This window comes from Pseudomonas sp. CFII64, assembly GCF_000416235.1.
Lineage (GTDB): Bacteria > Pseudomonadota > Gammaproteobacteria > Pseudomonadales > Pseudomonadaceae > Aquipseudomonas.
In genome coordinates this window covers 70394-91321 of record NZ_ATLO01000027.1, presented here as the reverse complement: position 1 = coordinate 91321, position 20928 = coordinate 70394, and the positions used below count along the sequence as shown (strand labels likewise).

At 60.9% G+C, this 20928-nt stretch carries 18 protein-coding genes and 1 pseudogene; 10 read left to right on the top strand and 9 right to left on the bottom strand.

What is annotated here, in order from left to right:
* Nucleotides 1–6: 6 nt before the first annotated feature.
* The 5 genes from CFII64_RS12625 to CFII64_RS12605 all read right to left on the bottom strand — a co-directional run bounded on the left by CFII64_RS12625 (nt 7) and on the right by CFII64_RS12605 (nt 6949).
* Nucleotides 7–1350 carry an LLM class flavin-dependent oxidoreductase gene (locus CFII64_RS12625; RefSeq protein ID WP_020291166.1) on the bottom strand — a complete coding sequence of 448 codons (1344 nt, stop codon included), beginning with the start codon at nt 1348–1350 and terminating at the stop codon, nt 7–9.
* A gap of 13 nt (nt 1351–1363) precedes the next feature.
* Nucleotides 1364–3814, bottom strand: coding sequence for a TonB-dependent siderophore receptor (locus CFII64_RS12620; RefSeq protein ID WP_020291165.1), 2451 nt, complete (start codon nt 3812–3814; stop codon nt 1364–1366).
* A complete protein-coding gene (locus CFII64_RS12615; protein WP_020291164.1) occupies nt 3811–4782 on the bottom strand; it encodes an ABC transporter substrate-binding protein in 972 nt (323 codons plus the stop codon). The genes CFII64_RS12620 and CFII64_RS12615 overlap by 4 nt, the downstream gene beginning before the upstream one ends.
* Before the next feature lie 10 nt (nt 4783–4792).
* Entirely contained in the window at nt 4793–5623 is an 831-nt protein-coding gene (locus CFII64_RS12610; protein ID WP_020291163.1) for a class II aldolase/adducin family protein, read from the bottom strand.
* A gap of 420 nt (nt 5624–6043) precedes the next feature.
* Entirely contained in the window at nt 6044–6949 is a 906-nt protein-coding gene (locus CFII64_RS12605; protein WP_020291162.1) for a LysR substrate-binding domain-containing protein, read from the bottom strand.
* Nucleotides 6950–7070: 121 nt separating this feature from the next.
* Between CFII64_RS12605 and CFII64_RS12600 the strand changes: the two genes are divergently transcribed.
* The 6 genes and pseudogenes from CFII64_RS12600 (at nt 7071) to CFII64_RS12575 (ending at nt 13279) form a co-directional block, all read left to right on the top strand.
* The gene (locus tag CFII64_RS12600) at nt 7071–7907 is read left to right on the top strand and encodes a transporter substrate-binding domain-containing protein (protein ID WP_044901334.1); all 837 of its coding nucleotides are present in this window, start codon (nt 7071–7073) and stop codon (nt 7905–7907) included.
* Nucleotides 7908–7940: 33 nt separating this feature from the next.
* Complete coding sequence (locus tag CFII64_RS12595) at nt 7941–8603, top strand: amino acid ABC transporter permease (RefSeq protein WP_020291160.1); 663 nt, start codon at nt 7941–7943, stop codon at nt 8601–8603.
* A gap of 9 nt (nt 8604–8612) precedes the next feature.
* Nucleotides 8613–9323, top strand: a complete 711-nt coding sequence (locus tag CFII64_RS12590; protein ID WP_020291159.1) for an amino acid ABC transporter permease — start codon at nt 8613–8615, stop codon at nt 9321–9323.
* 19 nt (nt 9324–9342) lie between these two features.
* Nucleotides 9343–9874: pseudogene (locus tag CFII64_RS12585) on the top strand (amino acid ABC transporter ATP-binding protein); the annotation flags it as partial.
* A 233-nt stretch (nt 9875–10107) separates the two neighbouring features.
* Nucleotides 10108–11409 carry an FAD-binding oxidoreductase gene (locus tag CFII64_RS12580; RefSeq protein WP_020291157.1) on the top strand — a complete coding sequence of 434 codons (1302 nt, stop codon included), beginning with the start codon at nt 10108–10110 and terminating at the stop codon, nt 11407–11409.
* A 112-nt stretch (nt 11410–11521) separates the two neighbouring features.
* Complete coding sequence (locus tag CFII64_RS12575; RefSeq protein ID WP_020291156.1) at nt 11522–13279, top strand: L-lactate permease; 1758 nt, start codon at nt 11522–11524, stop codon at nt 13277–13279.
* 12 nt (nt 13280–13291) lie between these two features.
* Here CFII64_RS12575 and CFII64_RS12570 read toward each other — a convergent pair whose 3' ends face one another.
* Complete coding sequence (locus CFII64_RS12570; protein ID WP_020291155.1) at nt 13292–14863, bottom strand: murein L,D-transpeptidase; 1572 nt, start codon at nt 14861–14863, stop codon at nt 13292–13294.
* 84 nt (nt 14864–14947) lie between these two features.
* Between CFII64_RS12570 and CFII64_RS12565 the strand changes: the two genes are divergently transcribed.
* Nucleotides 14948–15661, top strand: a complete 714-nt coding sequence (locus CFII64_RS12565) for a murein L,D-transpeptidase catalytic domain family protein (RefSeq protein ID WP_020291154.1) — start codon at nt 14948–14950, stop codon at nt 15659–15661.
* Between the two features lie 12 nt (nt 15662–15673).
* Here the strand turns inward: CFII64_RS12565 and CFII64_RS12560 are convergent, their stop codons facing one another.
* Entirely contained in the window at nt 15674–16255 is a 582-nt protein-coding gene (locus CFII64_RS12560) for a GNAT family N-acetyltransferase (protein ID WP_020291153.1), read from the bottom strand.
* Between the two features lie 139 nt (nt 16256–16394).
* Between CFII64_RS12560 and CFII64_RS12555 the strand changes: the two genes are divergently transcribed.
* Nucleotides 16395–16796 carry a hypothetical protein gene (locus tag CFII64_RS12555; RefSeq protein ID WP_020291152.1) on the top strand — a complete coding sequence of 134 codons (402 nt, stop codon included), beginning with the start codon at nt 16395–16397 and terminating at the stop codon, nt 16794–16796.
* Nucleotides 16797–16799: 3 nt separating this feature from the next.
* On the opposite strand, the gene CFII64_RS12550 is transcribed toward CFII64_RS12555, so the two are convergent.
* Nucleotides 16800–18086: an MFS transporter gene (locus CFII64_RS12550; RefSeq protein ID WP_020291151.1), complete on the bottom strand. Its 1287-nt coding sequence runs from the start codon at nt 18084–18086 to the stop codon at nt 16800–16802.
* 117 nt (nt 18087–18203) lie between these two features.
* Complete coding sequence (locus CFII64_RS12545) at nt 18204–19160, bottom strand: LysR family transcriptional regulator (RefSeq protein WP_020291150.1); 957 nt, start codon at nt 19158–19160, stop codon at nt 18204–18206.
* 106 nt (nt 19161–19266) lie between these two features.
* Between CFII64_RS12545 and CFII64_RS12540 the strand changes: the two genes are divergently transcribed.
* Nucleotides 19267–20007, top strand: a complete 741-nt coding sequence (locus CFII64_RS12540) for an SDR family oxidoreductase (protein ID WP_020291149.1) — start codon at nt 19267–19269, stop codon at nt 20005–20007.
* Between the two features lie 31 nt (nt 20008–20038).
* Nucleotides 20039–20887, top strand: coding sequence for an ureidoglycolate lyase (locus CFII64_RS12535; protein ID WP_020291148.1), 849 nt, complete (start codon nt 20039–20041; stop codon nt 20885–20887).
* Nucleotides 20888–20928 lie beyond the last annotated feature (41 nt).

The window sequence follows — 20928 nt, the reverse complement described above, 5'->3', positions numbered from 1 at the left end:
AAGTGATCACCGCGCTGACGCGGCATGGCGGTTGGCGATGTAAGGCAGGCCGAGATTTTCCCGCAGCGTCTGGCCTTGATACTCGTGGCGAAACAACCCGCGACGCTGCAATTCGGGAACCACGCCTTCGGCAAAATCGCTGATGCCTTCGTGCAGGCCGCTGAACATCACGTTGAAACCGTCCGCAGCGCCCGCTTCGAGCCACTGCTGGAAATCGTCGGCAATGCTTTGTGGCGTGCCGATGAGGATTCGATGTCCACCCGCCGTGAGCTTGTTGAACAGTTGGCGCACGGTTGGCCGCTCCCGGCGGATCAGGTCGAAGACCAGCTTCTGCCGACTTTTGTGGGTGTTGGTGTCGAAGGTTTCCGGCGGCAGCGGCACCACTTCGTCGAAGGGCAATTCCGACAGGTCAAAACCCAGGCTGGTGAAGCGCGAAATGGCGCGCAGGAACGACGTGGGGTCGAGCAATTCCTGCAAGCGGTCGTACTTGGCCTGAGCCTCGGCCTGGGTGTGGCCGACTACCGTCGAGACGCCCGGCAGCACTTTCAGGTGCTCGGGATTGCGCCCCAGTTGCACGGCGCGTTGTTTGATTTCCGTGTAAAACGCCACGCCCTGCTCCACGGTGTGCTGCGCGGTAAAAATCAGTTCCCCGGCGCGCGCCGCCAAGGCGCGTCCGGCATCGGAAGAACCGGCCTGGGCGATGACCGGATAGCCCTGAATCGGGCGCGCCGCATTGAGCGGGCCTTTGACCTGGAAAGAGCTGCCGTGGTGATCGAGCACGTGCATCTTGTCGGTGTCGAGCCAGGTGCCGGACACTTTGTCCTGCACGAACGCGTCATCCTCCCAGCTGTCCCACAAACCGCTGACCACGTCGTAGAACTCTTCGGCGCGCTGATAACGGTCGGCATGTTGCACGTGAGCGTCGAGATTGAAGTTCTCGCCGCCGCCCAGGGATGTCACCAGATTCCAGCCGGCCCGACCGCCGCTCAGATGATCGATGGAGGCGAACTTGCGGGCAATGTTGTAAGGCTCGTTGTAGGTCGTGCTGGCGGTGCCGATCAGGCCGATGCGCTGCGTCACCAGCGCCAGTGCCGGGATCAGCACCAGCGGATCCCAGCGCACGCTGTTCGGCCCGCGTGCCAGCGCCTGTAAATCCAGCTCGACGTTAAGGCTGTCGTTGAAGAACAGCGCATGAAAGCGCGCTTTCTCAAGGGTTTCGGCGATCCAGCGGTAGTGGCTGAAATCCTTGAAGGAATCAACCGCCGCCTGGGGATGACGCCAGGCGGAACCCATGATCCCGGCGCTGGGAATGAACGCGCCGAGGATGATCTGTGGTTTTGCAGTGCTCATGCTCGTGCCCCTGTCAGAAGTTGTAACTCACGCGGGTGTACCAAAGGCCGCCGTAGGGATCGAACGGCGAGATGCTGCCGAACTTGGGGAAGCCGTTGATATCGCCATTGGGGTAGCCGTTGTTGTCGGCGCGCACGTCAAACAGGTTGTTGGCGCCGACCGCTACGCCAAGGCTGTCGGTCACGGCGTAGGCCACTTCCAGATCGGTGATCCACTTCGCGCCGTAGGTCACGTCGTAGGCCGGATTGGCGTCACGGGCAATAACCTTGTCGTAGCGATTGACCGAGGCATTGATGTCGAACTTGTCGATTTTCCAGTTGCCGCTGAGGATCAGTTTGGTCTTCGGATTGGCCACGGTCAGATAGCCCTGGGCGACCCGGTCAAACAGCTCCAGACCGCTGGACGCCAAGACGCCGGGTGTCGACTTGATGCTGTCCAGATCAGTCTTGTTGTAGTTGAATGCCACGCCATATTTGACGCTGCCGTAGCGGCCGTAATCGACCTTGTAGTCGGTGACCAGATCCACGCCGCGCGTGGTGGTGTCGGCGGCGTTGGTGAAGTACTTCACGCGATAACCCGGTGTCAGTCCTTGCTGCTGAAGGATCTGATTGACCCCGCCGCCAAACAGGAAACCGGTCAGGCCGATGCGATCCTTGATTTCGATCTGGTAGGCATCGAGGGTCAGGTTGGCCTGAGGCAGTGGCTTGTAGGTGAAGCCGACGCTGATGTTGCGCGACTTCTCCGGCTCAAGATCACTGGCACCCAACGCCTTGGCCAGCGCCGAATCGACCCGGGCTGTCTTAGCCTCGACGAACTGGGCAATGCCGTTCACCAGGGTGTATTGGTTGGAGGTCTGCGCGTAAGTCGACTGCGACAGGGACGGCGCTCGGAAGCCATTGCTCAGGGTGCCGCGAATGGCAAAAGTCGGGGTGAAGTCGTAACGCGCCGACAGTTTGCCGCTGGCGGTATTGCCCGAATCATCGTCGTACTTCTCGAAACGTCCGGCGATGCCCAGATACAGCTTCTCGGTGGGGTTGATGCCCAAATCGACATACGTCGCGTAGCTGTTGCGGCTGTTCTGCCCGGCGTCTTCCGGGGTCAGGGTAATCGCACCTTGCGCGCCAACGGCAGCCGGCTGCCCGGCCAACGGCCCGCTGGGATAAACATAACCGCCGTTGAGATAGGAAAGCACATCGTCGGATTCAGTCTTGTAGCGCTCGTGACGGTGCTCGGCCCCCAACGAAACCTGCAACGGTTTGGCCAGGCCGATTTCGAACGCGCGGGTCAGGTCCAGGTTATTGGTCCACTGATCGAAGGTGTTGGTGTAGCTGTCGAAATGCGTCGGGCTGCCCGGGCCGAGGGACGCATTGAGGGTTTCGTCCGCGCCCGCCTGGCCTTTGTCACGACCGAAGGTGGAACTCAAATCCCAGCTCCAGTCCTTGACCAGCCCTTTGATGCCGGCGGCCACCTGATAGTCCACCTCTTCCAGGGTATAAAAAGGCGCAGTGCCGTTGGGGTAGATTTCTGGAATGATGTTGGTCGAGTTGGGCCGTCGATAATTCTGTCCGCCTCGGGCATCGCGCTTGCTCAAGGTGGAAAAGGAATACAGCGTCAGGTCGTCATTGAGCGGCGCTTCGGCGTTATAGCCAACGTTGATGGCCTTGATTTTCGGCAAGCCGTTTTTCTGCAATTCGCGGTCGGTGGTCGCCTCGCGCGGGTCTGGCGAGCCGTTGGCCTGAGGGTAATACAACGAACCGGTGGCGTCCCGGGAGCGCACGGCGGTCTGCTGGGATTTGGCATCCAGCGACAGGTTGAAGAAGCCGTCATTGGGCAACGCAAAACCGGTGTTCAGCGACTGCTTGATGATGCCGCCGTCGCCTTTGTAATACTCGCCGTATTGCGTGCTGGCCGAGCCGCCGTGATCGTTCTGCTTGAGGATGATATTGATCACCCCGGCGATGGCGTCCGAGCCGTATTGCGCCGATGCGCCATCGCGCAGCACCTCGATGTGGTCGATGGCGCTGATCGGGATCATGTCCAGATCCACCGGATTGGTGCCGTAGGCCGCCGTGGAATCCAGGTTGATTACTGCGCTGTTATGACGGCGCTTGCCGTTGACCAGCACCAGCACGTTGGAGCCGTTCAGCCCGCGCAAGCTGTAAGGTCGGGCAATGCTGTCGTTGGAGCTGCCCGAAGGTCGTTGACTGAATGACGGCAGGGCTTTTTCCAGTGCGCCACGCAAACTGCCGGAGCCGGTTTTTTCCAGTTGCTGAGCGCTGATCACGTCGATGGGCGCCGGGCTGCTGGTGACGGTGCGCGCTTCGCTGCCCCGCGAGCCGGTGACGATAACGGTGTCCAGCGTATCAGTGTCGCTGGCGGCCAGCGCCAGAGTCGGTAGCAAGCTGAAACCGGCGAAAAACCAGGGCGCCCAAGGCAATGCGACAGAAGACGAAGGTGCTTTCATAGGGTTTGAGTGTCCAGAAATTGCGTGAAATCGGTTCGCCACAGCGGTCGCACATCGACCGGCTGGCGAATCAATCGATTTTCAAAAAAGGTGTCTGCGACCTTTTGCTGGTCGGTAATCGCTTGTTCGGTGACAGGCCCGAGTCGCTGTGGCGTGCCGCGCTGCCGCAGTTGCTTGAGGTACAGGTCTGCGGCAATTCCGGTGAGCTGTTCGTTACTTTGCGCCCAGGCCTCGGGGTGTTTTTCCACCCAGGCCCAGGTGGCTTGTTCACGCCGCAGGAAATCGACGACCTGCGCCTGGCGACTGGCGTCCTGCAAGACTTTTTGCGTGGTGGCGATAATCGTGTTGCCCACGTAATCGCTGACGTCCTGCAACTGCGTGCCACCGGCCATTTCCGCCTGCAAAACGGAAATCCCGCCACCGATCAACGCGTCCACATGCCCGCTGCGAAAGGCGATCAAGGATTCCTGCATCGGCATGGGAATCGGCTGCACATCCGCCAATGCCAGCCCATGCTGTTGTAACAGGCGCAGCAGGAAATAGTGGGTATTGGTGGCGCGCACATAACTGATCTTCTTGCCCTTCAGATCGGCAACGTCTTGAATGCCCGAGCCGTTCTTGACCACGATGCCGATGTCACGCACATCGCCGGGAATGGTCGCCACCAGCGCAATGGGCACCTTGGCGATAGACGCGAAAATCGGCGGGATCTCGCTCATGGATACGTAATCCAGGCTGTCGCTGTTCAACGCTTCAAGCACCAGATTGCCGCCGCCGATGTCCACCCACTCAATCGGATAAGGCGTGTCCAGCTGCCCGGCCAAGGCCATGAAGGTGGCCGCCGATCCCTTGTAGCGCCAGACCCGCAAAGCGGGTGTTGCGGCCCAGGCACTGACCGGTGCCAGCAGTCCGCCGAGCAGCGCGCCCGCACTGGCAGCGAGCAGTTGACGTCGATTAAGCGCAACCATGACCCGGCGCCTACGCCAACAGATCAGGCTGGCGGGCAATGATTTCATCCCACAGCGGCTGGAAGTTGAGCCAGCTGAACAGTTCGTTGCGCGCCCTGCCCTGCACACTCGCCGGCTCCACCTGGGGAATGATCGGCACCCCGGCGGCCCTGGCCAGCAAGTGGGAGCGAGCGACGTCCTCGGCGAGGATGAAGCGCCAGGCCGCACTTTCCACCGTTTCGCCGACGGTCCACACCCCGTGGTTCTGCCAGAACAACAGGTTGTTGCCGGCGAAGCTGTCGACAAACGCTCCGGTCACGAGATCGCGATCCTGTTCAAGCGTACCGTCGGCTTTGCGCAAGTCGTGGCGCCGGAAGATCGCCTGATCGCCAACAAAAGCTCCAGCCTCGGCCGTAATCGGATCAAACAGCTGCCCCAATGACGACCAGGTTCGGCCATAAAAACCGTGCAGATGGGCGATGCCCACCACTTCCGGCCGCGCCTGCTGCAAACCGTAATGCAGCTCCAGCGCACTGGTATTGAGCAGACCTTCGCCTTCTACGACCTGGCCCTGGCTATCGACGCGCAGCAATTGTGAAACGCTGATCTGCGAGAACGGCACACCCAGCGGATTGATCCAGTAATGCTCGGTTTCAATGGGGTCGCGGGCGGTGAAGTGGCCAGCGAGGCCGACTTCAAACCCGTATTGCGCAAACAACCGATACGACGCGGCCAGCCGCTGCTTGCGATGCAGGCGTTCTTGCAGCAAATCGTCATGGCGTGGAACTGCGTCCAGCGTCAGGCGGTTGTTACTGTGGGGCAGGCTGAAAATGCTTTTACTGAAAGTGCTTGCATGGCTCATGCGGTCTACTCAACCAGGGCTCGTGTTGCCGAGCTATTTTCTTGAGGCGAACGCCGTCGCTGCGCACCAGGCGCGGAAATCAAGACGGGTTCGTGATGAAGACTGTTGCGCGCCAGCAGCATTGGCTTGCCTGGCGCAGGAAGGGCAGGAATGGGAAATCAGGTTTTCATGGTGCAGGCCCTCGCATGGGAGTTATTGCTCTCCTCCACCGTGCGAGGGGTCGGGTCGAGACATTCAGGCTGTAACGCTGTAGGTGTGAAGCACGGCCTATTCAACCGATGGTTAAGAACATAATCGATGTATCTGGCGCTGTGAAATGCCAATTAGCGCTAAGCTAATATTAAACTAAGTTATTAAAATAATTATTAGACATGCCTTTAAAGCATATACAGCCAAACCCGGCGAGCCCATCGGGCAGCCTTATTCTGCGTGCAATCGCCCCTGCCATTCCTCCTCGCTGATCACTTCCCGGGTCATTTCGACGAACACTTTGGCCAGTGCGCTAGGGACTTTTTCAGTGGGCAGGATGGTAAAGCCGAAAAACGGAATCACGCAGGTCAACGGCCGGAAAATCAGGCCGGGCGGTGCGTCGAGCGTCGACAGCGGATTGGCAATCGACACACCCATGCCTTGGGCGACCAGGGCGCAGAGGGTCATGCTGTATGGGGTTTCGATGCTCAGCTGACGGCTTACGTCAGCGCGCTCGAAGGCTTCGTCGATCAGCCGACGGGTCCGGTCGACGGCCGAAAGGGAAATGAATGGCTCGCCACGCAAGTCCTCAAGACTCACTCGGTTTTTTGCTGCCAAGGCATGGCCGGTGGGCAGCACCGCAACGCCCGGCAACTGATACAACTGTTGCGCATGCACGTTGGGCGATTCGCCAATGCTCGACGCATAACCAATGTCGCAATAGCCCACCGAGGTCCAGCGGCGAACCGTGGCTTCGCTGCGCATTTCCAGCAGGATCGCCACCTGCGGGAAGCGCTTCTTGAAGCGTTTGATCACCCGCGGCAACAGGCCCGCGATGGCCGGAATCGCCGCGATGCGCAAACGGCCGGTGCCCGAAACACGAATCTCATGGGCCGCCTGATTCAGATACGCCAGCCCGCTGAAACTGTGCTCGACCTCCCGATAGAACGCCGATCCCTCGTCGGTAGGCGTCAAGCGACTCGCGCCACGCACGAACAGCTTGAACTGCAGACGCTCTTCAAGTTCGGTCACCAGCCTGCTGATGCTGGGTTGCGAGGTGTGCAGTTCACGCGCTGCGGCAACCATGGTGCCGAACATCATGACCGCCCGAAATGCTTCGACCTGACGCAGATTCATGCCATAGACCTATATCAGCTGTGAATAGCACACTTGAATATAACAATTGGACTGCATTGCCAAGTCGATCAACACTGAAACCGTTCAGCACATACCCCACTTGGTCGCCGCGGAGTACCTCATGACATATTCAGGTTTGAGCACCACCCTGACTGCTTGCGCTCTGGCGCTGGGCATTTCTTCTGTCAGCGCTGCAGAATTGCCCGCGCTGCCACCGGAAATCGCCGCCAAGGGTGAACTCAAGGCAGGCGTGCGTTGTGACCAGCCACCGTTCGGTTTCAAGGATCAGAACGGCGGCTTTGCCGGTGTCGAAGTCGAGATCGCGCGGCAAATCGCCGAGTATGCATTTGGCTCCAAAGACAAGGCCATCCTCACTTGCGTCACTGCCGAGAGCCGCATCCCGCAGTTGATGGGCAATAAGGTCGACCTGTTGGTGGCGACGCTGGGCATCACTCCGGAACGTGAACGAGTCGTGGCGTTCAGCAAGCCGTATCGCTGGGACAGCAGCGACATTCTGGTCAAGAACGACAGCCCGGCGAAAACCATCGCCGACCTGGACGGCAAGACTGTCATCGCCCTTAAAGGCTCGACCCAGGCGCGCTGGCTGGGCGAACACGCCAACGGTGTACAGCTGACCAATCTCAATAGTTCGTCGGAAGCCTTGATGGCGTTCCAGCAAGGCCGCGCCGACGGCTACGCCCACGATACCGCCACGCTGGTGATGATCGGCGCCCGGGACAAAAGCGTGCGCCGCATCGGCCAGCCTTATGGCATTTCCGAAGCTGCGATTGGCCTGCGCAAGAACGAAGCGGCGTGGCTGGCTTATGTCAACGCGGCACTGGCGCGCATGCAGGAACAGAACCTCTACAGCGGCTGGATCAAGGCGGTAGCGCCCGAAGGCACCGAGCAGTTCTACATCGATGGTTTCACCAAGCCGACCCCGGTCGCCAACCTGTAAAAACTGATCCAGGCTGGCCAGAGGAACGCGTTGATGGATTTCGACATTCACTACCTGTTGCAACAGTGGCCGGCCTTGCTCAAAGGGGTCGGGGTCACGCTTAACGTCAGTCTGGTAGCGATTGCGCTGTCACTGGTCATCGGTCTGGTCGGCGGCACCTTGCGCTATTTGCAGGTGCGTTGGGCCAGCCCCTTGATTGCCGGCTATGTCGAGTTCATCCGTAACACGCCGTTGCTCGGCCAGATGTTTTTTATCTACTACGGCCTGCCGGGGCTGGGCGTGCCGGTTTCGCTGTACTGGTCTGGCGTGTTGACCCTGACGCTCTGGGCCGGCGCCTATCAGATTGAAAACTTCCGGGGCGGCCTTGCTTCGGTACCGGCCGGGCTGCGTGAGGCGGCGACCGCCATGAGTCTCAATCGCTGGCAGTTCATGTGGCTGATCGCGCGCCCCATCGCCCTGCGCACCAGCTTGCCTTCGCTGCTGAACACTACGGTTTCCCTGTTGAAAAACTCGGCCTTCCTGCAGGCCATCGGCCTTGCGGAATTGACCTATGTCGCGGTGAACAAGATCGCTTCGGATTTCCGCACCCTGGAAATGCTCGCTGCCATGTGCGTGCTGTATCTGGCGCTGGTCGGAGCGCTGGCACTGGCTTCGGCCTGGCTCGAAGCACGGCTGCACAAGCCGTATCGCACCTGAGGGCGGACCATGAACTTATTGATTAATAACGCGGGCTTTTTCCTGCAAGGTTTGCTGACCACCCTGGCGCTGGCTGGCGTGACGCTGGCCGGTTCGACCCTGATCGGCGTGCTGATCGGCGCCATGGCGAGTTCACGCTTCGCCCCGCTGCGCTGGCTGATGCGCGCATACATCGAACTGTTGCGCGGCATCCCGCTGATCGTGAACATCTTCTTTGTGTTTTTTGGCGCGCCGCTGCTGGGGCTGGATTTTTCGCCCTTTACGGCGGTCACCCTGGGTTTGTCGCTGTGGGGCGGCGCGAATGCCGCCGAACTGGTGCGCGGCGCGCTCAATGCCGTGCCATTGCATCAGGTCAACAGCGCCCGGGCCCTGGGCCTCAAGGGCTGGGAGGTGCTGCTATTCATCAGCGGCCCGCAAGCCTTCAAACACGTGCTGCCCGCCTATGTCGGCCTGCTGACGCTGTTGCTGCAATCCACCACGCTGGGCGCTATCGTCGGCGTCGGTGAATTCTTCCGGGTCGGCCAACTGGTGGTGGAACGCACGTCGATGATGGACGGCTACAACCCGGCGCCAGCGGTGTATGCGCTGATCCTGCTGGTGTACTTCCTGCTGTGTTCGGTGCTCACCGCGCTGGGCCGACGCCTGGAACGCAAGCTCAAGCACGAACGCGTGGCGCTGGCCAAGGCGCCAGCAAACACGCCCGCGCTGACGCCCAACTGACGCTGACAGGAAGCCTCCCATGTCCGAGACAACTCACCTGCCCTTGCTGCGCCTGCGCGGTTTGCACAAGCGCTTCGGGACCCTCGAAGTGCTCAAGGGCATCGATCTCGAGGTACAGCCCGGCAGCGTCGTGGTCCTGATCGGGCCCAGCGGTTCGGGCAAGAGCACGCTGATCCGCATGCTCAACGGCTTGGTCCAGCCCGACCAGGGCACGCTGGAGCTGCGCGGCAAGAGCCTGAATATCCACAGCGAACGGGCTTGGCAAAAACTGCGTCTGGAAGTGGGCATGGTCTTTCAGGATTACACGCTGTTCCCGCACCTGAACGTGCTCGACAACATCACCCTGACGCCGGTGCGTCGCAAGCTCTGCAGCCTGGCCGAGGCGCAAGCCGACGCGCGCAAATTGCTCGCCAAAGTCGGTCTGGAGCACAAGGCCGATGCCTGGCCAAGCGAGCTGTCGGGTGGTCAGCAACAACGCGTGGCCATCGTCCGCGCCCTGGCCATGCGCCCCAAAGCCATGCTTTTCGACGAGCCCACCTCGGCCCTCGACCCGGAAACCATCGGCGATGTGCTCAAGGTCATGCGGGATCTCGCCGACGAGGGCATGACTATGGTGGTGGTGACCCACGAAATGCGTTTTGCCCGCGAAGTCGCGGATCAGGTGGTGTTCATGGCGGGCGGCAAGGTGGTCGAGCAGGCCCCGCCGCAGATCATGTTCACCGCCCCGGAGGACGCCCGCACTCGTCAATTCCTGTCTTCTTTCATCACTGCCGGAAACTGAGCCATGCCTTCGATCTATTCAGCCGACTTCAAGACCACGCCCTACTGGTGGGAGGCAGCCTCCCCGGAAACCCACAATGGCCCGCTGCCCGGGCGCGTCGAGATGCTGATTGTCGGCTCCGGCTTTTGCGGGATGGCGGCAGCTATCGAGCTGGCCCGGGGCGGCGTGCAAGTGCTGGTGATGGATGAACTGGCGATTGGCGCTGGCGGCAGCACGCGCACCGGCGGCATGGTCTCCAGCGGGCAGAAACTGGTGATCGGCGGCGCGGTCAAGGGCGTAGACGAAGCCCGCAAGGCGCGCTTGCTGAAAGACTCGCTGGCCTCGTTCGATTACCTGAAACGCTTTGTCGGCGAAGACCGCCTCGATGCCGATCTGAACATCAGCGGGCGTTTCTTTGGCGCGATCAGCCAGCGTCATTACCAACAGTTGTGCCGCGATGGCGAATTGCTGCGCACCCACACCGGCGTGACCGTTCACGAAATCCCCAAGGCCCGCCAGGCCGAAGTCAGCGCCACCGAGTTCTACAAGGGTGGCATCGTCATCGATGAGTACGGCGGCTTGCATGCGGGCAAGTACCACGCGGCGCTGCGCAAGCTCGCGACGGCGCTGGGCGTGAAGTTCGCGTCCCATGCGCGGCTGGAAAAAATCGAAGAGCAAGGCATCACCAAGCGCGTCGTCACCAGCCGGGGCACCTTGATTGCCAAAACAGTGTTCATCGCCACCAATGGCTACACCTCGGACGCGACACCTTATCTGGGCAAACGGGTCATCCCGGTGCGCAGCTATCAGATCACCACCGAACCGCTGCCGACCGCGCTGATGGACGAAATCAACCCGCGTCGCCTGATGATCACCGACAGCCAGCGCGAAGTGATCTACACCCGACCTTCCCCTGACGGCACACGGGTGATGTTCGGCGCACGACCGGGTGCGTTCGAAATGAACGAACGCGAGGCCGCACCGCATCTGTACGCCAAGATGCTGGAGATCTGGCCGCAGCTGGAAGGCTATCAAGTCACCCATTGCTGGCATGGCCAGGTCGGCATGACCTTCGACAAGATCGCGCACATGGGCGAACACGACGGCAGCGAACATGCCGTGGGCTGCAACGGCAATGGCGTCGCCCTGATGACTTATCTGGGTTACCAGTTCGCCCGCAAACACTTGGGCACACTGGAGCAACCCTGCGAGTTCGATAATCCGCAATTCCCCGGACACCTGCTGTACCAGGGCAAAGCGTGGTTCCTGCCCATCGTCAGCGGCTGGTATCGCGGCCTGGATTACCTGGATCGTCGCCGCAACTGAGGTCCGACAGGACAGCCGCAGAATGCCGCCTATACTGCAAGCCACCTACCTCCGAACCCGTCCCCCGGGCACGGAGGCCTGCATTTCCAACAATAAAAAGCAGAGGTGGAATATGGTCTGGCAGCAAGTCTACGATCCATTCGGTAATCCGGTGCTCTCCACGATCATGGCCGCCGTGCCAGTGGTGGTGATGCTCGCAGCCCTCGCGTTCTTTCACATCAAGGCACACATTGCCGCTTTATTGGCGCTGGCTTCGGCGCTATTGATCGCGATCTTCGCGTTTGGCATGCCCGCCACCATGGCCGGTTCGGCAGCGCTGTTTGGCGCCGCCAATGGCCTGCTGCCCATTGGCTGGATCGTCCTCAACATCATTTTCCTGCATCGTCTGACCACGGAGAATGGCTCGTTCAAGGTGCTGCAGGATTCACTGGCACGCATCACCGATGACCGACGCCTGCAATTGCTGTTGATTGCCTTCTGCTTTGGTGCGTTCTTCGAAGGGGCTGCAGGTTTCGGCACGCCTGTCGCGGTGACCGGCGCCATCCTGATCGGCCTGGGGTTTTCGCCCCTTGCGGCGTCGGGCCTGGCGCTGATCGCCAATACCGCGCCGGTGGCCTTCGGCGCATTGGGCACGCCGATCATCACCCTGGCCAAGGTGACCGGGCTGGATGAGATGGAGCTGTCGATGATGGTCGGCCGCCAGCTGCCGTTTTTCTCGGTACTGGTGCCGTTCTGGCTGATCTGGGCGTTTGCCGGCTGGCGCAAGATGCTGGAAATCTGGCCGGCGATTCTGGTCGCAGGCGTCAGTTTCGCCGTGCCGCAATTCGTCGTCTCCAACTACCACGGGCCGATGCTGGTGGATGTGATCGCGGCATTGATTTCCATGGCCTGCCTGACCGGTTTTCTCAGGGTCTGGAAACCGGCCACGATTCATACCTCGGCCGCTTTGTCGGGACGCGTGGACAACTCGCGAATCGATGAAGATCCGGATGAAAAACCCACCGCGACCTTTGCCACCGATGCCAAACCGGCGGTGATGCGCGCCTGGATGCCGTGGATCATTCTCACGGTGTTTGTCTTCGCCTGGGGCACGCAAAGCTTCAAGTCGATGTTTGACACTCGCCAGGCGATGAACGTGCAAACCGGCGCGGCCATGCTCGACCCGCAAGGCAAGCCGGTGCGCGAGGCCAATCCGTTCTTCTCGCCCGCCGTGACCTTCGGCACCCTGCATCAGCAAGTGGAAAAAGTCCCGCCTGTGGTGCCGCAGCCAAAAACCGAGGAAGCGGTGTACAAGTTCAACTGGTTCACCAGCACCGGCAGCGGCATCCTGCTGGCGGCGATTCTCGGTGGGCTGCTGATGGGTTATTCCATCCCGCAACTGGTCAGGCATTACCTGAAAACCATCTGGGTGGTGCGCTATTCGCTGATCACCATTGTGGCGATGCTCGCCTTGGGATTTCTGACGCGGTATTCAGGACTGGATGCGACCATGGGCCTGGCCTTCGCCGCGACCGGTATTTTCTATCCCATGTTCGGCACGCTGTTGGGCTGGCTCGGGGTTGCACTGACCGGCTCGGACACCGCTTCGAACGTGCTGTTTGGCGGCTTGCAACGGGTTACGGCCGAACAACTGGGGCTCAGCCCGGTGTTGATGGCCGCAGCCAACAGTTCCGGCGGCGTGATGGGCAAGATGGTCGATGCCCAGTCCATCGTCGTCGCCTCCACCGCGACCCGCTGGTACGGCCACGAAGGGGAAATCCTGCGCTACGTGTTCTTCCACTCCATCGTGCTGGCGATTCTGGTCGGTGGGCTGGTGACCTTGCAGGCGTATGTCGCGCCGTTCAGCGACATGGTGGTCGGCGGCCGCTGACCGACGGCGGGCTCAGGGATGAGCCAGCATCGCTGTCGCCAGCGCCGGGTCGCGGCCATACACATCCGGAACATAGAGCAGCTGGCCTTGGCTATCGACCTGGGCAGTCCAGTAGGTGAGCAGGATCGGCACAGGTTTGCTCAACCGGAATTCGTGGGTGATGCCAGTGGTGAGCAACACTTCGGTACGCTCCCGATCCGCAGGGCTCAGCAGCATGTCGCGCAGGAGCAGCGGTTGCTCGACCCGCACGCAGCCGGAACTGAAAGCGCGCGGGCCTTTGCTGAACAGTGCCTGACTGGGCGTGTCGTGCAGGTACACCGAATAAGGGTTGGGAAACCGGATGACGATCCTGCCTAGCGGGTTTTTTGGCCCGGCATCCTGGCGCAACAGGATATTGCCCGGATTGTCCCAATCGATGTCTTCAGCCGTCAGTGGGTTGCCGGCGAGGTCCAGCACTTGCAGGTTGTGTTTGAGCAGGAAGCCATGATCGCGGCGGATTTCCGGCAATTTGTCTTCGCGCAGAATAGTCGGTGGAATGGTCCAGGTCGGGTTGAGCGTCAAGCGGGTGACCACGGATTTGAGCAGCGGCGTCTGCCGTTCGGCACGGCCTACCTGCGTGCGGGTTTGCCAGACCGAAACGCCGCCCTTGTAGACGCTCAATTGCGCCGCCGCCACGTTGACCAGCACACTGTCGGGCTCCAGATCCTGGGCAAGCCAGCGAAAGCGCTCCAGGTTTATCCGCAGCTGTTCGCGGCGCATCGCCGGGCTGATGTTCAACTCATTCACCGTTCCCTGGCCAATGACGCCATCGGACTGCAGCGAATGATTGAGCTGAAAGCTTTTCACGGCATTCACCAATGCCGGGCCGTAAGCGTTATCCGGCCCGGCAAACGGGCTGCTCAGATAGCCTTCGCTGAACAGTCGCTGGGCCAATTGAGGAACCCGCGCATCCTGCATGTCGGGACGCAACAAGGGGCCGCTGTCGACGGGCTTCCAGTTGAGCAACGCCAATTGCCGCTGCTGGGCATAGACCCGACGCAGATTCTGGTACTGCTCCAGCATTGGCCGCGCCAGGCGAAACGCGCCGGCCATGTCCTGCAAACCGGGGCCGGCAATGGCCAATACTTGTGCCGGACGATCAAGGGTGACTTCCCGGGAGCGCCAAAGCGGCTCGAAACGCGCTTGCAGCAACCGGCCGTAACGCAGGTCCTGCAAGGCTTGCAGGTAATGCTGGCTGGTATTGAGGTCGGCGCAGACCGAGTCAGCAGCAGCCGGATCGGCGGGTCTGGTGTAGTCCGCCGGATTGAGACCGTCGTCGGCCAGTTGCCGAAGCTCGGCCTCCAATAGTGACAGGCGCCCCTGGACGGACCAGACCGGCAAGTAGCCCTGCTGCTGATAAAAGGCCTGCAACAGACTGAGCGCCGGCATGTCCAGACGCAAAGCCAGAACCGGGCATTGCACTGGCAATTGAGTGAGCGCCAATTGCACCGGGCTCTGTGGTTCGATGAGCCCGTCCTGGGCAATCGCGACCAATGGCGCAGCGAGCAAGCAGATGCTCAAGTAATATGCACGTTTTTTGACCAACTACTTCACTCCACTCCATGGCCGTCGATGTGACGGAATACCAACAGGAATCAGAAGCCGCTCACTGGCGAGGACTCCCTGCACATGCTGACCTTCATGCGCCGACTCTGTCTGGCAGCTATTACCCTATGCGCAACCTGCGGTCCAGCCCTCGCCGCCGGCAGCAATAATCAGATTCTTTACAGCAAGCTCACCAAAGCCGCCCCCGATCTCAACCCCACAGTACTGAAAAGTGCCCTGAATGCGGTGCAATGCGCAGTCAGCAGTGGTGACCGACAAGCCAAACATCTGGCCGTTATTGACTATTCCCAGCCCTCCACCGCTCGTCGGCTGTGGATCTTCGACCTCAGCAAACGCACATTAGTGCTGCGCGATCTGGTGGCCCATGGACAAAAATCCGGTGAGAACTTCGCCACGCAATTCTCCAATCGCATGGGCAGTTATCAGTCCAGCCTGGGCTTGTTCCGCACCCAGGAAAGCTATGAAGGCAGCCACGGTTACTCACTGCGCATGGACGGTCTTGAACCGGGTTTCAATGATCGCGCCCGTGATCGGGACATCGTGATCCATGCCGCTGATTATGTGAACCCGCTGTGGAGCGAGCGGCAGGGCCGTATCGGACGCAGCCAGGGCTGCCCGGCAGTACGCCCGCAAGTGGCGCGTCAGGTGATCGACAAACTCAAGGATGGCCAATTCATGTTCGCCTGGTACCCCGACCAGCGCTGGCTGAAATCCTCGGCATACCTGAATTGCCAGTCGCGGCAGATCGCCAGTTTGCCTGCTGCCAAGGGCGGTTAGCACTTCCGTTGTTTACGGCTTACTACGCCGCGGTCGCGACACCACGGACTCAATATTCTTGCGCCCGATGAGCTTCGGCGCTGCGGGCTGTTCGGAAGATTGCTCGTGCGCCAGCCATTTGAACATCACCAGACAATCGACCAATCCCAAACGCCCGTGGCGATAGGCGCGCGGCAGGCGACCGACCACGTCGAAGCCTAGTTTTTGCCAAAGCGCGACCGCCACTTCATTGCTCGACACCACGGAATTGAACTGCATGGCCAAAAAGCCCGCGTCGGTCGCAACGCGCTGGGAGTGTTCGCACATCAGGCGCGCGACGCCCTTGCCACGCGCGGCTTCGTTGACCATGTAGCCGCAGTTGCAGACATGTTTGCCGGGACCGGCGGCGTTGGCCTTGAGGTAGTAGCTGCCCAGCAACTCGCCATCTTCTTCGGCGACGAAGGTGTGCAACGGCAGCTCCAGCCATAGCTGCAACGCCTGCTCCCGGGTCGTTTCCGGGTCATAGGCGTAAGTCTCTTGCGCGCTGACCACGGCGTGGAAAGTGGGCCAGAAGCGCTCGAAGTCTTCGGCAGTCATGGAGCGGATATGGATCATCAGAACAGCCTTGAACGGTCAGTGAAGCGGCAATCTTCGGGATTCAGGCTGCGCTTGGCAAGCCGGCCGCTCGATGGCCGCTCAATCAGGCGCACAAGCCCATGGGCAAATTCGATCCGAGACCCTTATGATTGCTCCCATGACGACGCCTCTGCCGATTCGCCCACCCTGCCCGCCCGGCGCCTGCGATTGCGGGCGAGACTCGCTGCTGGAAACTCCGGGCGCGGATGTACGCGTGCTGTTCCTCAATCGCAGCGAAGAGAAGCGTCTGCTGGAGCGACTGGAGAACCTGCAGAGCCTTGCCGACTTGCAGCGCTTGCAGGGCCGGATTTATGAACAGCTGGGCGTGCGCGTGCATATCGAGCCGGGCTTCAACGAAGTGCGCACCATGCGCGGCATCGGCATCACGCTGAGTGAACGGCCGGGCCTGTGCCGCAAGACCCGGCAGTCGATCCCGGCGGCGATTCGCCGGGGGCTGGAAAAGCACCCGGAAATCGCCTACGAACTGCTCAACGCCAACGACCTGTTGCGCGATACCTGAACCTCAGCCCGCCGAATGCACGCCGTCGGCTGTCGCCAATGGCTCCACTTTCGCCGCAGGTTCCTTGAGCAACGTGAAGTACGCCACCGCCGAGCAGGCCGCAACCACGGCGCTGATCACGAACGCCGAGGAGAACGAGCCGCTCTGCTGCACGCTGAAACCGGTGAGAATCGGCGCGATGGAGCCTGCCAGGTAGCCGCCGAAATTCTGGATCGAGCCGAACGATGCGACCCGCTCCGATGGCACGATGGTGTTGACGATCATCCACGCCGTGGCGCTGGAAATGTTGATGAAAAACATCGTCAGGCACAGCAGCACCACGCAGGCAACCACGTTGGTGGTGAACGCCACGATCAGGGTAAACAGCGCACCGCCGAGCAACCCCATGATCACCATCAGCTTGCGGCTGGCGAGCACTTTCATGCCTCGGGCAACCAGCTTGTCGCAGACCTTGCCGGCAACGATGGTGCCCAGCGCGCCGAACAGATACGCCAGCGAGACCACCCAGGCGGTGCGGTACAGGTCCAGGCCGTGCTCGCGTTCGAAGTAACCGGGCAACCAGGTCAGGTTGAGCCAGATCATGTAAATCACGCCCATGAAACCGAGAAAAGCGCCCCAGGTGTTGCGGTCCTTGAACAACGCGGTCCAGCGCACTTTCGGCCCGGTACTTTGTTTGACCTGCGCGGGCACCGGCTCGGCGCGCCCGGTCTCGGCCATGTACTGCGCCTTGCTCTTGTAGAAGGCAAACCAGCAGGCGGCCAGGATCAGACCGATGATGCCGGTGAGCACGAACATGCCCCGCCAGCCCAGATGGACCATGAACAACGTCAGCAACGGCGGTGCCAGGCACGGCCCGATGCAGGTCGAGGACCAGACCCAGCCGGTTGCTGTGCCGCGCTCCTTGGTGTCGAACCACTCCGACAACGCTTTGGCCGCTGACGGGAACACCGGCGCTTCGCCAATCCCCAGCAGCACCCGCAAGCCAACCAGGTGTCCGTAGCTGCTAAACAGGCCGAACGCAGCCTGGGCGATCGACCAGACAATCAGCGATCCACCCAGCGCCAGCTTGCTGCCCAGACGATCGATCAAGGCGCCTAGGGGCAACTGCGAAAACGCGTAGGCGACGGAAAAGGCCGAGAGCATGATGCCCATCTGCATCGGGCTGATGGCCAGGTCTTTCTGGATGGAGGTGTTGGCGATGGACAGCGCACTGCGGTCCAGATAGTTGACTACGCCAATCAGAAACAGGAACAGGATGGTCAGCGTCTTGTAGCTTTTTATTGTTCTCATGCGCGCCTCTGCTGAGCGGTTGACGCCCCTACCGTCGAGGTGGAGCGTCGGTCACTCTAGTAGGCCGATTGCCAGCTGCCCAATGACGAGATTCAATCAAACGATAACCAACGGTTATCAAGGCGTCTGGCGTGCGCTGCGCAGGGCATCTGCGCCCGCCAGCAGCTCTTCGATGAAGGCCTGGGCGGACCAGCCGGGTGTCTCGTTGCGCCGGGTAATGATCCCGTAGTCAGCCAGAACCAGCGGAAACGGCAGCGCCAGACGGGTCAGGCGACCGGCCTGCACGTCTGGCCCGACCATGGATTCAGCAAGCATCGCCACCATGGGCGCGGTTTGCAGCAGTTGCAGCGTGGTCTGCATTGAACTGGTTTCCACGGTGTTTTCCGGGGTCTGCATGCCCGCCTCGGCAAAGGCTCGCTCCAGCCGGGCGCGCATTGGGGTGCCCGCCGGATAAACGATCCAAGGCCAGCTGCCGAGTTCGGCCAACGGTAATTCCCGCGCACCGGCCAGTGGATGCTGGCTGCCGGTGACCAGGCACAGCGGCTCCGGCGCCAGCGCCTGGAAGTCGAACAGTTTGCGATGGCTGTCCAGCGTGAACCGGGCGATGACCAGATCCAGTTGCTTGTGTTCGAGCATGCTCAACAGATTGGCGCTGGTGCCTTCCAGGACATCCAGCGCGAGCAGCGGCCAACGTTGCTTGATGCCGACAATCGCGGCGGGCAGCGCCACCGAAGTAGGCGCAAAAATGGTACCGATCTTCAGCAGACCGTGTCCGCCCTGGCGCAGATGATTGATCTGACCCACGAAATGCTCGGCATCATTGAGGGCGATCTGCGCGTAGCGAGCGACATGGCTGCCCAGATCGGTGGGCGACATGCTGCGCGGCAACCGCTGAAACAAGTCAAAGCCGAATTGTTTCTCGACCTCGCGGAGCATTTTGCTCACCGCCGGCTGGCTGATATTCATCGCCTGCGCCGTGGCGTGCATGTTCTGCGTACGGGCCAGGGTATCGATCAAGACCAAGTGGCGGAACCTCAGCCAATTGCACAGCTGTTTGAAGCCGACGTCCGCCATCCGATAACCTCCAGTTATTAAGCCTTGAGAATATCTCATTGGAGATTATCGGCAAGTCGCCCTACGGTTATGTCCGGCGTATTTAATAACAACAATGGATATCCCCATGAACCTCGCCAACAAACGCGTTTTGATTACCGCAGCGGCACAAGGCATTGGCCGTGCTTCGGTCCTGGCTTTCCAGCAAGCGGGGGCCCAGGTGATCGCCACCGACCTGCACATTGAAGCGTTGCAGGACATCCCCGGCATCCAGGTTTTGCAGCTGGACGTGACCCAGCCTTCGGCCATTGATGCCATTGCCCAACAGGTGGGCACGCTGGACGTGCTGTTCAACTGTGCAGGCTACGTGCACAGCGGCGCGTTGCTCGATTGCGACGAACAGGCCTGGCAGTTCTCCTTCGACCTCAACGTTACCGCCATGTACCGGATGATTCGCGCGTTCCTGCCCGGCATGCTCGCGGCTGGCGGCGGCAGCATCGTCAACATGGCCTCGGTGGCTTCCAGCGTGAAAGGCGTGCCCAACCGTTTTGCCTACACCGCCAGCAAAGCCGCCGTCATCGGCCTGACCAAGTCAGTGGCCACCGATTACGTCAGCAAAGGCATTCGCTGCAACGCCATCTGCCCCGGCACGGTGGACTCACCTTCCCTGCGCCAACGTATTGCTGAACAGGCGCGCGCCCAAGGCCGTACGGAAACGGAGGTCTATCAGGCGTTTGTTGATCGCCAACCCATGGGCCGCATCGGCACGGCTGAAGAAATCGCCCGCCTCGCCCTGTATCTGGCCAGCGACGCCAGTGCCTACACTACCGGCGGCGTGCATGTCATCGATGGTGGCATGAGCGTCTGATCCCTTCTTCAACTCCATTCAGGATTCTTCTATGAAACTGCTGCGCTATGGCGATAAAGGCCAGGAAAAACCAGGGCTGCTGGACGCCCAGGGACAGATTCGCGATTTGTCGGCTCACATCACTGATTTGGCCGGCAAGGCTCTGGAGCCTTCCAGCCTGGATGCACTGAGCAAGCTCGACGTTGCCAGCTTGCCTTTGGTGAGTGGCTCGCCACGCATCGGCGCGTGTGTCGGCCAGGTCGGCAAGTTCATTTGCATTGGCCTCAACTACGCCGATCACGCGGCAGAATCGAACATGCCAGTCCCCAGCGAACCGGTGATTTTCAATAAATGGACCAGCGCCATCAACGGCCCGAACGATGACGTGCAGATCCCGCGCGGCTCGACCAAAACCGACTGGGAAGTCGAGTTGGGCGTGGTGATCGGCAAGGGCGGTCGCTACATCGACGAGAGCAACGCCATGGACCACGTCGCGGGCTACTGCGTCATCAACGACGTGTCCGAGCGCGAATGGCAGCTTGAACGCGGCGGCACCTGGGACAAAGGCAAGGGTTTCGACACCTTCGGGCCTATCGGTCCATGGCTGGTGACCCGCGACGAGATCAGCGACCCGCACCAGCTGGATCTCTGGCTGGAAGTCGATGGCCATCGCTATCAGAACGGCAACACCCGCACCCTGGTGTTCCAGATTCCTGCGCTGATTGCCTACCTCAGCCGCTGCATGTCGTTGCAACCGGGGGACGTCATTTCCACCGGCACGCCACCGGGCGTGGGCCTTGGCGTGAAGCCCGAGCCGGTGTTCCTGCGCGCAGGCCAGGAAATGCGCCTGGGCATCGCTGGTCTCGGCGAACAGCGCCAACGCACGGTGCAGGCTGACTGACCGACCCTGCTCTGTTGGAGCGACCGGGTCAGGTGTTTTTC